The 12,282-nt window shown below is 68.2% G+C and carries 9 protein-coding genes; 6 read left to right on the plus strand and 3 right to left on the minus strand.

Annotation, left to right across the window (positions count from 1 at the left end; translation table 11 throughout):
- The first annotated feature begins 6 nt into the window (after positions 1-6).
- From AB0M65_RS10385 to AB0M65_RS10400, 4 genes are all read left to right on the plus strand, one after another.
- The gene (locus AB0M65_RS10385) at positions 7-1,800 is read left to right on the plus strand and encodes an ABC transporter substrate-binding protein (protein WP_364024509.1); all 1,794 of its coding nucleotides are present in this window, start codon (positions 7-9) and stop codon (positions 1,798-1,800) included.
- On the plus strand, positions 1,793-3,088 hold the full coding sequence (locus AB0M65_RS10390; protein ID WP_364024512.1) for a cation:proton antiporter: 1,296 nt from the start codon (positions 1,793-1,795) through the stop codon (positions 3,086-3,088). The genes AB0M65_RS10385 and AB0M65_RS10390 overlap by 8 nt, the downstream gene beginning before the upstream one ends.
- On the plus strand, positions 3,081-4,319 hold the full coding sequence (locus AB0M65_RS10395; RefSeq protein WP_364024515.1) for an ATP-grasp domain-containing protein: 1,239 nt from the start codon (positions 3,081-3,083) through the stop codon (positions 4,317-4,319). The genes AB0M65_RS10390 and AB0M65_RS10395 overlap by 8 nt, the downstream gene beginning before the upstream one ends.
- A gap of 516 nt (positions 4,320-4,835) precedes the next feature.
- The gene (locus AB0M65_RS10400; RefSeq protein ID WP_364024518.1) at positions 4,836-5,294 is read left to right on the plus strand and encodes a hypothetical protein; all 459 of its coding nucleotides are present in this window, start codon (positions 4,836-4,838) and stop codon (positions 5,292-5,294) included.
- Positions 5,295-5,304: 10 nt separating this feature from the next.
- Here AB0M65_RS10400 and map read toward each other — a convergent pair whose 3' ends face one another.
- The gene (gene map / locus AB0M65_RS10405; RefSeq protein ID WP_364024520.1) at positions 5,305-6,084 is read right to left on the minus strand and encodes a type I methionyl aminopeptidase; all 780 of its coding nucleotides are present in this window, start codon (positions 6,082-6,084) and stop codon (positions 5,305-5,307) included.
- Between the two features lie 66 nt (positions 6,085-6,150).
- Entirely contained in the window at positions 6,151-9,603 is a 3,453-nt protein-coding gene (locus AB0M65_RS10410; RefSeq protein ID WP_364024641.1) for an indolepyruvate ferredoxin oxidoreductase family protein, read from the minus strand.
- A 159-nt stretch (positions 9,604-9,762) separates the two neighbouring features.
- On the opposite strand from AB0M65_RS10410, the gene AB0M65_RS10415 reads away from it, so the two are divergent.
- Positions 9,763-10,239 (plus strand): Lrp/AsnC family transcriptional regulator, encoded by a 477-nt coding sequence (locus AB0M65_RS10415; protein ID WP_364024522.1) that lies wholly within the window; start codon positions 9,763-9,765, stop codon positions 10,237-10,239.
- A gap of 16 nt (positions 10,240-10,255) precedes the next feature.
- Here AB0M65_RS10415 and AB0M65_RS10420 read toward each other — a convergent pair whose 3' ends face one another.
- Complete coding sequence (locus AB0M65_RS10420; protein ID WP_364024525.1) at positions 10,256-11,443, minus strand: DUF418 domain-containing protein; 1,188 nt, start codon at positions 11,441-11,443, stop codon at positions 10,256-10,258.
- 83 nt (positions 11,444-11,526) lie between these two features.
- On the opposite strand from AB0M65_RS10420, the gene AB0M65_RS10425 reads away from it, so the two are divergent.
- Positions 11,527-12,261 (plus strand): TetR/AcrR family transcriptional regulator, encoded by a 735-nt coding sequence (locus tag AB0M65_RS10425; RefSeq protein WP_364024528.1) that lies wholly within the window; start codon positions 11,527-11,529, stop codon positions 12,259-12,261.
- Positions 12,262-12,282: the final 21 nt, after the last annotated feature.

Here is a 12,282-nt window from a genome sequence, read left to right on the forward strand (position 1 = left end):
ATGACGATGACCCGAACCACCGCGTTGCCGTCGGCTCGCCGCGGCAAGCCGCGCCGGGGCGGCACGGTCACCTGGGCCTGCGCGCCCGGTTTTCCGCCGACGGTGATCTTCCCGTTCACCCCGGCGGAACGTATGGGCATGCGCAACGTCCTGGAATTCCAGGCCCTGATGTACCGCACCCTGTACTTCTTCGGCAGCGACGGCACACCGGAGGTCGACTACGCCACGAGTATCGGCGAGCCGCCCGTGTGGAGTGAGGACGGGCTGACCGTCACGGTCAAGATCAAGCCGTGGAAGTGGTCCAACGGTGAGACGTTGTGCGCCGACAACGTGTTGTTCTGGGTGAACCTGCTCAAGGTCAAGGGCGACCGGTACGGCGAGTACACCCCGGGCTATTTCCCCGACAACTGCACCGCGTACGGCAAGTTGTCCGAGGACACCTGTTACTTCACCTTCGACAAGGTGTACTCCCGGCGCTGGGTGCTGATGAATCAGCTCAGCCTGATCATTCCGCTGCCGAAGGCGTGGGACCGCACCGCGACGGGCCCGGCCAACGCTTCCGGCGATCTCGCCGACGTCGAAGCGGTCTACGACTACCTGATGGCCGAGCAGGGCGACATCATCGACGAGGGCAACGAACAGCGCACCCGGTGGGCCGGCAGTCCTGTGTGGAGTGTCGTGAGCGGACCGTGGCGGTTGAAGAGCTACACGCTGGACGGGGTCGTGACGTTCGTGCCCAACGAGCATTACTCCGGCCCGAACAAACCGCGTCTCGACGAGTTCCGGCAGATCCCGTTCTCCTCCGACGAGGAGGAGTACCACCGGCTGGAGAACGGACCGGACGGCAAGGACGCGGTCCAGGTGGGCTACCTGCCGCTGAGTTTCGCCACCGGTCGCACGGACGATCCGGCCAAGGGCGGGGTCAATCCGCTGGCCGGGCACTACACGATGGTGCCGCAGGTGGCGTACTGCATCCGGTATACCAGCCTGAACTTTAACAACCCCACCGTGGTCGGCAGGATGTTCGCGCAGACTTACCTCCGGCAGGCGTTGCAGTGCACGCTCGACCAGGACTCCGCGGTCCAGGACATCTACCAGGGCTACGCCTACCGGCAGAACGGGCCGATGCCCATGCTCCCGGTCACCGACCTGGTGTCGCCACCGCAGCGCGGCCGGGCGTGGCCGCTGCCGTTCGACCCCGGCCGGGCCAGGAAACTGTTGGCCGACAACGGCTGGGACACCAGCGTCACACCGGCGGTATGTGTCGATCCGGAGCTGGCAGGCGACGGGATTCCGCTCGGCACCAAGCTGAGTTTCCTGCTGCGTTACGTCGAAGGCCGTCCGGCGCTGACCCGGCTGATGACCAAGTATCGGTCCGACGCCGCCGAAGCGGGGATCGAGCTGCGCTTGCAGGAGGTCTACGGCTCGATCCTGGTCGCCGAAGACGCACCCTGCTACCCGACCGACGACACCCCGTGCCAGTGGGAGATGTGCTGCTGGAACGGCGGCTGGGTCTATCACCACCCGACCGGCGAGGTGCTGTTCAGGACCGACGCGGGCGGCAACTTCGGCCACTACCACGACCCGGTGGCCGACGAGCTGATCGAGCGCACGGTCACCACGGACGATCCGGACGTCCTGTACGAGTACCAGGACTACATCGCCGAGCAGGTACCGGTCGTCTTCAACCCCAACTTCCCGATCCGGTTGTTCGAGGTGGCCACCAATCTCGGCGGTTTCGAGCCGGTCAATCCTTTCGGCATGATCAGCCCGGAGAACTGGTACTACGTCGATGGCTAGCCCCGTCGCCACCATCAGCGCGCACTCCATGCTGGTGTTCCTGCTCCAGCTGGGACTGCTGCTCGGGCTCGCGCTGGCCCTCGGCAGGCTCGCCGTCAAGCTGACGATGCCGGCGGTGGTCGGTGAACTGACAGCCGGTGTCCTCATCGGACCGTCGGTGCTCGCCAACCTGGCGCCCGGCCTTTCGGCCTGGTTGATGCCGCACGACGCCGCGCAGCTCAACCTGCTCGACGCCGTCGGCCAGCTCGGCGTGCTGCTGCTCGTCGGGATCACCGGCGTGCACGTGGACCTGAAACTGGTGCGGCGCAAGGGTATGACCGCGGGCTGGGTCAGCGCGGGTGGGCTGCTGGTGCCGCTGGGCCTCGGCGTCGGGCTCGGCTTCCTGTTGCCCGCGTCGCTGATTCCGGCGGGGACCGACCGCGCGGTGTTCGCGTTGTTCCTCGGCGTGGCCATGGGCGTGAGCGCGATCCCGGTGATCGCGAAGACCCTGCTGGAGATGCGGCTACTGCACCGCGACATCGGACAGCTGATCGTCAGCGCCGCGGCGGTGGACGACATCATCGGCTGGCTGCTGCTTTCGGTGGTTTCCGCGTTGGCCGTCACCGGGCTGCTGGCCGGTCAGGTGGCGCTGTCGATCGCCGGCCTGCTCGCGGTGCTGCTGTTCACCGTCGTCGTCGGACGGCCGCTGGTCAACGCGGCCCTGCGCCTGGCGAGCCGCTCGGCCGAGCCGGGGCCCGGCATCGCCACGGCCGTGGTCCTGCTCCTGCTGGCTGCCGCCGGCACCCACGCGCTGGGCATGGAGCCGGTACTGGGCACGCTGCTGTGCGGCATGCTGATCGGCTCGTCCAAACACATCGACCTCGCGCGGCTGGCCCCGTTGCGCACGGTCGTGCTGGCCGTGCTCGCCCCGATCTACTTCGCCACCGCCGGACTGCGGATGGACCTCACGGCGCTTCGCGATCCCGCGGTGCTCGGTTCGGCCGCGCTGGTGCTGCTGATCGCCGTCCTCGGCAAGTTCGCCGGCGCCTATCTCGGCGCCAGGGCCGGACGGCTCAGCCACTGGGAGGGGCTGGCGCTCGGCAGCGGTCTCAACGCCCGCGGCGTCATCCAGGTGATCGTCGCGATCGTCGGCCTGCGGCTCGGCGTACTGAACACCGCCACCTACACGATCATCGTGCTGGTGGCGATCGTGACGTCGCTGATGGCGCCGCCGACACTGCGCTACGCGGTGCGGCGGATCGCCGTCACGGAGGAGGAACGCGTACGGGAAAGGGTGTTCCATGGCTAGCGAATCGCGACCACATCTCTTGCTGATCGCGACCGGGTGGCAGGTGTTCCGCGAATACCTGCTGCGGTCGATCAGCACCCGGTACCGGGTCCATTTGTTCCACACCGCCGAACCAGGCTGGGAACGGGAGTACATCACCGGCTGGTCGGTGGTGCCCAGCACCATCGACGGTCCCGCGATGGCCCGCGAGGCTGTCCGGCTGAATGAGGCCGATCCGATCGACGGAGTGCTCTGCTGGGACGAAGGGCGTATCCACGCCACTGCCTACGTCGCGGAAGCGCTCGGGCTGCGGTGCGGTGACCCGGCGATGATCTGGCGGCTGCGTGACAAGGCGCAGACACGCGCCGCGCTGGCCGAGGCGGGGGTGCCCCAGCCGCGTTCGGTCAAGGTCGGCACCCTCGCGCAGGCGCTGGCCGCGGCGGAACAAGTGGGATACCCGGCCATCCTCAAACCCCGCGGCCTCGGCGCCAGTCTTGGCGTGGTCCGGGTCGACGACCCCGCGCGGCTACGCGAAATGTTCGCCTTCACCCGCGACACCAAGGCACCCGACCCGGTGGTCTACGCCAGCGACCACCCGGTCCTGGTCGAGGAATGCGTCACCGGCGAGGAGATCAGCGTCGACTCGGTCGTCCAGGACGGGAAGGTCAGTCCGCTCTTCGTTGCCCGCAAGGTAGTCGGGTTCCCGCCCTACGCCGAAGAAGTCGGCCACTACGTGGACGCGGATGATCCGCTGCTCACCGACTCCACGTTCACCGCGATACTGCAGGACACCCATACCGCGCTGGGCTTCCGGGACGGTTGGACGCACACCGAGTACATGCTGACCGAAACGGGCCCGAAACTCATCGAGGTCAACGGCAGGCTCGGCGGCGACCTGATCCCCTACCTCGGCAAGCTGGCGACCGGCATCGACCCCGGCGTCCTCGCCGCCGCGGCGGCCTGCGGTGGCACCCTGGACTTAAACCCCACGAGACGACAGGTGGCAGGCATCCGTTTCTGCTACGTCGACCGGGACGACACCGTCATCGCCGCGATCCACTTCGACCCGGCGACGCTACCCACCACAGTGGACGCGGTCACCGTCGCCCAGCCCGGCGCCGTGGTGTCCCCTCCGCCCAAAGGCACGGTATGGGGCCGCATCGCCTACGCCACCGCCGTCGCCGATTCGATCAGCGAGTGCGCGCATACCCTCGACGTCGCTCAGGCTTCCCTGCGCGTGCTCGAATCTTGAAGGCGGAGCCCGCTGCGGCCACCAATCCGCCACGCCACCTTTGCCTTACCCCCGACTAATGAGGGCAAGGCAAACGTGGCGTGGTACCCGGGCTCGCTGTGACCGACTTGTTCGCGGGGTTGGGGGCCAAAGCGAAGGCGTGACTCGCGTGCTTGAGCACGTAACTCGCGTGCCTGAGCACGTAACTCGCGTGCTTGAGCACGTAACTCGCGTGCTTGAGGACGTAACTCGGTGTGCGGAGTCTGAGCACGCAAGTTACGCCTTTAAGCACGCGAGTTACGTCTCCAAGCACGCGAGTTACGCCTTTAAGCACGCGAGTTACGGCTCTGAGCACGCGAGTGCGATGTCGGGCCCCCTGAAGAGTCCGCTCCCGCCGGCGAACCCGTCATTCGCCCTCCACCGGACAGTGGTGCCAGGGCCCGTCCGGGGGTCAGTCACCCGCCGCCCGGAAGCGTCGATATCGCTTCGAGACCGAAGCCGCACAACCGGCGGGGCAGCCGGCTACGTCCTCGGCGCATGAGATGGACAGCGGCGTGCCTTGTGCTGATCGTGGCGGGATGTGGCGCCGGAAACGGCCCGGTCGCCGCCGACGGGAACGCGAACGTGAAGCTGGAGGCCTTCGTGAGACCCCAAGGCCCGAGCAACCGGCTGTCGGACCTGAGGCCGGCGGAATTGGGAACAGCCGAGGCCCAGGAGTTCCACCGGACACTGGAGCGCGCCGAGATCACGAACCCGGACGAGGTCCGTGCGGCTTTGTCGTTCGTCCCGGCCGCCGATCGGCGTGGTTTCGTCTTCGCCGTGGCGGGCTGCGCCGAGGACAGTGCCGAGCTGACCGTCGAGCACGGCACGCTGACCGCGAGACTCACCGGCGGCGAGAACATTCAATGTATTCACGCGAACTATTCCCTCGCCGTCTTCTCCGTCGGACGTGGCTCGATACCGCCGACGCCGACGTTGCTGACCATGCCGCGCTGACCACGACTCTCTAGGCCGACTCCGATTCACGCCGGGTCAACACCAAAGGGCCGTCCTCGGTGACGGCCACCGTGTGCTCGGAGTGGGCCGTGCGCGAGCCGTCCGCCGATCGGATGGTCCAGCCGTCGGGGTCGAAGACGACCCGGTCGGTCGTGCGGGCGAACCAGGGTTCGAGTGCGAGGGTCAGCCCCGGCTTGAGTGTCAGCCCGCGGCCCGCGTGCCCCTTGTTGGAAACGTGGAGTTCCTCGTGCATGGTGCGGCCGATGCCGTGCCCGCCGAACTCGGTGTTGACCGGATAGCCGTAGTCGCGCGCCACCGCCCAGATCGCCGCCGAGATGTCGCCGAGGCGGTTGCCGGGCCGCGCCACCTCGATCGCCGCCTCCAGTGCTTCTTCGGTGGCGCGGATGATCCGCAGGTCCTCTTCGGCGGCGGTCCCGACGATGACCGTGCGCGCCGAGTCGGCCACCCAGCCGTCGACGCTCACCGCGAGGTCCGCGGAGAGCACGTCCCCGTCGCGCAGGACGTAATCGTGCGGCAAACCGTGCAGGACGGCGTCGTTGACCGACAGGCAGATGACGTTGCGGAACGGGCCTCTGCCGAAGGACGGCGAGTAGTCCCAGTAGCACGACTCCGCCCCGCGCCGTTCGATCATGCCGCGCACGTGGTGCTCCAGGTCCATGAGGTTCACACCCACGTCGGCGAGCCTGCCGACCTCGGAGAGCACCTCGGCGACGAACCGCCCGGCCACATGCATGCGCTCGATCTCCGCAGGCGTCTTCAGTTCGATCACGAGCACCTCACAGGTTCCGGTATAGTTATACCGAGACCCTAGCATTGGCCGGTATAGTTATACCAGTCAGCCGGTCACGCCGAGCTTCTCTCCCGGCACCAGCCCGGCAAGCAACGAGGCCTGTTCCCGGCGGTACGCCTCGACGTTCGCCAGTTTGACGTCCTCGTAACCGCGGACCAGGTCAGGCAGCTCGGCCAAGGCCAGCAGCCGGCCGCGGTCGGCGTCCCCTGCGCCGAACGCCGCGAGGATCACGTCCCGGTATTCACCGACGAGCTCCCGCTCGACCTTCCTGACCTCGGCCTTGCCGAACAGATCCCAGCGGGTGCCACGCAGCTTCCGCGCGGCACGCAGTGCGACGAACACCGGGCGGAACTTCTGGCCGAGCGCGATCTTGCGCTTCATGCCCAGCGCACGGAGGACCGGCGGGTGCAGGCGGTAGGCGTAGCGGCTGCCCACCCCGAACTCCGCCTCGATCCCGGCGAGCACGGCCGGATCGAGCGAAAGCCGCGCGACCTCGTACTCGTCCTTGTAGGCCATCAGTTTGTGCAGATTGCGCGCCACCGCTTCGGTGACGACGGTCGAGTCCCCTTCCAGCACCCGGACACGCTCGACGAACTCGGCGTACTCCCGCGCGTAGCGAACGTCTTGGTACTGAACGAGTTCCGGAACGCGGATGTCCAGCAGGCGAGCGAGTTCCGAACCCGGCTCGGCCTGCACGAGAGCGCGGGTACGGAGCACGTCCGCGGACGGGGCAGGGGTCGCGGCGACGGCGGCCGGAGTGACCGCCTCGTGCAGCCCGCCGGGGTCGGCGACAAGCTGCCTGCCACGCCGGAACGCCTGGAGATTGCGCTCTACGGCGACCCCGTTGAGCTCGATCGCGCGTTCCAGGCTGGCCGCGTCCAGCAGGATGGCCCCGGTCTGGTGCGCCGCGCCCAGCTGGAGGATGTTGGCGAACTGGTCGTCGTCGAACAACGTCTCCGCCAGCGCGCGGGCGTCGAGCGCCACGGTACGCGCCGCGTTGTCCGAGATCGCGCCGCGAACGGCGGCGGCGTCGGGGAAGGACACCGTGGTGTCGACGATCATCCGGCCGGTCGGCACCTCGGTCGTGGAGACCACGGCCGTGGTGCGACCGGGATCGGTCACTCCCAGCTGAGCCGGGTCGGCCCCGACCAGGACGTCACAGGCCAGATACAGATCGCATTCACCGGCCGCGAGTTTCGGTGCCTGCGGTGACGGGTCGGCGGTGATCTTCAGATCCGAGACGACGGCGCCGCCCTTCTGCGCGAGCCCGGTCTGATCCAGCGTCCGGACCTGCTTGCCTTCGAGGACGGCGGCGGTGGCGAGGATCTGCGCGACGGTGACCACGCCGGTCCCGCCGACGCCGGTGATCCGTACGGTGAAGTCGGTCCCGGCTGCCCGAGCGGGCTCGGGCAGCTCGGCCGCGGTGATCTCCCCGGCCTGCCGCCGCTGCTTACGACCGCTGGGCACCACGGTCATGAACGACGGGCAATCCCCAGCAAGGCACGAATAGTCCACATTGCACGAAGACTGGTGGATCGCGGTCTTGCGGCCGAACTCGGTGGCGACCGGCTGCACCGACAGGCAGTTCGACTTCTCGCCGCAGTCGCCGCACCCCTCGCAGACACGCTCGTTGATGACGACCTTCGCGGCCGGGGTCTCCAGCTTGCCGCGGCGGCGTTTGCGGCGTTTCTCCGCAGCGCATTCCTGGTCGTGGATGAGCACGGTCACGCCGGGCATGGTGGCCAGTTCCTCTTGCGTACTCAGGATTTCGTCGCGACGGCGGACCTCGACTCCCCCGGGAAGGCGGACACCGCGGAACCGCTTCGGCTCGTCGGCGGTGATGACCACCTTGGCGATACCTTCGACGAGCAGCAGCGACGCGAGGCGTTCCACCGGGAGCCCGCCGACGGCGTCCTGTCCGCCGGTCATCGCGACGGTCGAGTTGTAGAGGATCTTGTAGGTGATGTTCACCCCGGCGGCGACAGCGGCCCGCACGGCGAGGCTGCCGGAATGGGTGAACGTGCCGTCACCGATGTTCTGCACGAAATGCGAGGCATCGACGAACGGCTCCATCCCGAGCCACTGCGCGCCTTCGCCGCCCATCTGCGTCAGGCCGACGACGTCCCCGACCTGCTCCGGCTCCATGAACAAGGCCATGGCGTGACAGCCGATGCCGCCGCCGACCACGGTCCCCTCCGGCACCTTGGTCGAGGAGTTGTGCGGGCAGCCGGAACAGAAGTACGGCGTCCGGGTCAGCAACGGAATCGAGATGCGCTCACGACGTCGCCGCTGCCCCCACGCGGTCACCGACGGGATCTCGTGGTGCGCACCGAGGCGGGTGGCCAGTGCCCTGGCGACGGCGTCCGGGTCGAGTTCGCCGAGTTCGGTGCACAGGGTGCGGCCGTCCGGGCCGGTCTTGCCGTATACGGCGGGCGCCTCGGCGGTGCCGTAGAGCACCTCCTTGATGGCCGCCTCGACGAAGGACCGCTTCTCCTCCACCACGACGATCTCCGCGAGGCCGTCGGCGAACCGCCGCACGATCGATGGGTCGAGGGGATGTATGACGCCGAGTTTGAGAATCCGGATCCCGTGCCGGGACAACGCGTCGGCGTCCAGGCCGAGCAGGCGCAACGCCTGCATCAAGTCCAAATAGGACTTCCCGGCGGTGACGATGCCGACGTGGTCGGCTGGCCCTTCCTGGACGATCCGGTTGATCCCACTGGCGCGAACATAGTCCAGCGCGAGCGGCAGTCGTTCGGTGTAGAGACTGCGTTCGAGCGCCATGAGCGTGGTGCCGAGCAGGCGGGAGCTGGGCTTATGCCGGTAGGCGGGCAGCGTCAGCTCCGGCGGTGTCCACTGTGGCCGGACGCGGGCGGTGCTCGCGGCGTCGGCCACGTTCGCCACCAGTTTCATCGACGACCACAGCCCGCTGGCACGGGACAGCTCGACCGCGTGCAGGCCGAAATCCAACACGTCCTGGGAGTCGGACGGGAAGAACACCGGCATGGACAGGTCGGCCAGCGCGAGTTCCGAGGCACAGGGCACCGAGGACGACTTCGCGTTGGGATCGTCGCCGACCAGCGCGACCGCCCCGCCCGCCGGATCGGTGCCCGCGAGGTTGGCGTGCCGCAAGGCATCCGTCGCCCGGTCGAGGCCGGGTGCCTTGCCGTACCAGATCCCGGTGACCCCGCCGCGTGACGAGCCGACGGACTTCGTGAGCTGGCTGCCCATCACCGCCGTCGCGGCCAGCTCCTCGTTCAGGCCGGGACGGTGCACGACGTTGTGTTTGTCCAGCAGGACGGACCGGCGGCCGAGTTCGAGGTCGTACCCGGCCAGTGGCGAGCCCTCGTAGCCGGAGACGAACACCGCGGGCGACACCCCGGTGGCGCGGTCGTGCCGGGCCCGGTCGAACAGCATCCGGACCAGCGCCTGGACGCCGCTCAGGTAGACCGTGCCGTCTTCCCGCAGATACCGGTCCTCCAACGTGAACTGCTCCACCACGCCTGCCTCCTTCACCCACCGCGGGATTCCGGACAGCAGACCCGACCGTCCGGTTCCCCGCAACAAGCGACCACTTCTCAAGGCTTCACGCGCAAAATATCTTGCTGAAATCTACTACTGGCCGAGATCTGTTGCGTCTGCGTATCATCCTGCTCCATGGCGGACCAGCTCATCGACGAGACCGACCGCGAGATCCTCGAACTGCTGAGGGAGGACGCCCGGCGAACCCTCGGCGACATCGGCGCCCGGGTCACCTTGTCGACCGCGGCGGTCAAACGGCGTATCGACCGTATGCAGGAGAACGGCGTCATCGTCGGGTACACCGTCCAGATCGACCACGCCAAACTCGGCTGGGGCATCGAGGCGTTCACCGAACTGCGCTTCACCGGGACCACGAAGGTCGGGGAGATCGTCCGCACGACCACCCGGATGCCCGAAGCGCAGGCGGTGTTCACCATCGCCGGCGACCCCGACGCGCTCGTCTGGCTCCGGGTGCGGGATATGGGCCATCTGCAGCACACCATCGACGAGATTCGGCGGCACCACCAGGTGACCGGGACGAAAACCCTGATGGTGCTGGACTCGTGGACTCGCGGACAGCAGTGGCCGAAGCCCGACACCGACGGCGGGTGAACCGGAGACGTGGCGCCTACCCGCTGACCGACCGGATCCGCGCATTCGGCCGGCTGCCGTTCGTGACCCACCGCAGGAGCCATTCGGCCGGGCCGTACCGGAACCGGCGCAGCCACCAAGCACTCGCGACCAGTTGCAGCGCGAAGATGAGCAGCGCCAGCCCCGCCGTGCCCAGCGGCGAGAACGAGCCCGCGAGACCGAACCCGATCCCGGTGAAGATCAGCAGCCCGAGCAGCGACTGCCCGAGGTAGTTGGTGAGCGCGATCCGCCCGGCGGGAGCGAGCGCATCACGGATCTTCGCGGTGCGTGGGTGATGCATGAGGCGAAGCAGCGTCGCGATGTAGGCCGCAGTCAGGAACGGAGCGGTGGCGACGCTGACAGCGACGGCGAGAACGTGGCCGTTGCCTCCGCCGAGCGTGTACACCACACCGCCGGCGATCCCCACCGGGAAGCCGATCCACTGGATCCGGCGCAGGACGGGTTCGTCACCGCGGACCCGGGCGAGCAGCTGACGCCGTCCGGCGACCATGCCCAGCAGGAACATCGCGAGCGCGGTCGGCCCCTGCATCGAAACGGCCTGGATCAGCAGGAGCGGCAGGCCGCCGACGTGCTGGCCGATGATCCCGTCCCAGCCGCCGAGCAGTGCCTGGTCGGCCCGCTCGGCGTTGGCCAGCGCCTCGGCTCCGGACGGCAGGAACGCCGACGAGTCCAGGAAGAGCCCGCTGCCCACCATGCTGAGCAGCACCACGCCGTAGACGATCGCGGCGACCCGCAGCGCCGTTCGGTCGCGGACACCACGCATCCAGAAGAGGATCAGGCACACCAGCGCGTAGGTGGTGAGGATGTCGCCGCCGTAGAGGAGCACGATGTGCAGTACGCCCAGTACGAACAGACCGGCGATGCGTCGCAGCATGCGTGGCGAGAAATCCGCTCCAGCGCGGGCGGCCGCGTCCATCTGCAGGGTGAAGCTGTAGCCGAAGAGGAACGAGAAGAGGAGATAGAACTTCATGTCCACGAACACCGACGACAGTCCCCGGACGATGTCGTCGAAAGTGGACGAATACGCCGGGTCGACGACGAGACTGCCCGGAAAGCCGGATGCCATGAAGGTGATGTTGACGATGAAGATCCCGAGCAGCGCGAAGCCGCGTAAAGCGTCGACGTCGTGTACCCGCGCCCTCGCCGTGGCGAGTTGTCCGGTCATGCTTTCCCCCTGATTCACCGCGATCACTCCGATAGTGTCCCTAGGATACTATCCCATGGACACTATATGGATGGTTACCTGTCATGACCGACCGCGACGTGCCCGCCGACCTGGGACGGCTCTGGCGGATCCCGGCGCCCGCCCGCCTCGGGCGGCCGGCTGAACTGGACCTGGACCGGGTCGTGCGCGCCGCCGTCGACCTGGCCGACCGGGACGGGCTGGAGGGCGTGACCCTGCAGAAGGTCGCGCAAGCGCTGGGCTTCACGAAAATGTCCCTCTACCGGCACGTCGGCTCCAAGGACGAGCTGTTCGAGCTGATGGCCGATCACGCCAACGGCCCGGCCCCGGACCTCGGCGACGAGGGCGGCTGGCGTGACGGCGTCCGGCGCTGGGCGGGCGCCATCCGCGCCAGGTACACCGAACACCCGTGGCTGGTCGACATGCCGATCTCCGGCCCCCCACGCGGGCCGAACGCCATCAGCTGGATGGACGCCATGCTGCGAGTCCTGCGGAACAGCGGCCTCGACCTCGGTACGCAGGTCGGCGTGCTGACCGTCGTCAGCGGCTATGTCGGTCACGCGATGGCACTGACCCGGCAGATGGCGCGCGGGCGCGAAGGCACCGGGCTCAGCCAGGTGGATGTCGAGCAGGACTACGGCCGGACGCTCGCGGCCCTGGTCGATCCGGAGCGCTTCCCTTACGCGGCAAAGCTCTTTGGCGGCGACGTCTTCGAGCCGGAGGCCGGGACCGATGACTTCTCGTTCGGCCTGGAGCTGGTCCTCGATGGGGTCGCCGCGGCCATCGATGCCGTGGGCTAGGTGTGCTCGTCCACGGTTACG

The sequence above is a fragment of the Amycolatopsis sp. NPDC051071 genome (genome assembly GCF_040682875.1).
Classification (GTDB): Bacteria; Actinomycetota; Actinomycetes; order Mycobacteriales; family Pseudonocardiaceae; genus Amycolatopsis.

Excerpts from the sequence above, each read along its gene's own strand:
- AB0M65_RS10425 (WP_364024528.1), top strand. The coding sequence starts at position 11,527 with ATGACCGACCGCGACGTGCCCGCCGACCTGGGACGGCTCTGGCGGATC.
- AB0M65_RS10385 (WP_364024509.1), top strand. The coding sequence starts at position 7 with ATGACCCGAACCACCGCGTTGCCGTCGGCTCGCCGCGGCAAGCCGCGC.
- AB0M65_RS10395 (WP_364024515.1), top strand. The coding sequence starts at position 3,081 with ATGGCTAGCGAATCGCGACCACATCTCTTGCTGATCGCGACCGGGTGG.
- AB0M65_RS10420 (WP_364024525.1), bottom strand. The coding sequence starts at position 11,443 with ATGACCGGACAACTCGCCACGGCGAGGGCGCGGGTACACGACGTCGAC.
- AB0M65_RS10390 (WP_364024512.1), top strand. The coding sequence starts at position 1,793 with ATGGCTAGCCCCGTCGCCACCATCAGCGCGCACTCCATGCTGGTGTTC.
- AB0M65_RS10400 (WP_364024518.1), top strand. The coding sequence starts at position 4,836 with ATGAGATGGACAGCGGCGTGCCTTGTGCTGATCGTGGCGGGATGTGGC.
- AB0M65_RS10415 (WP_364024522.1), top strand. The coding sequence starts at position 9,763 with ATGGCGGACCAGCTCATCGACGAGACCGACCGCGAGATCCTCGAACTG.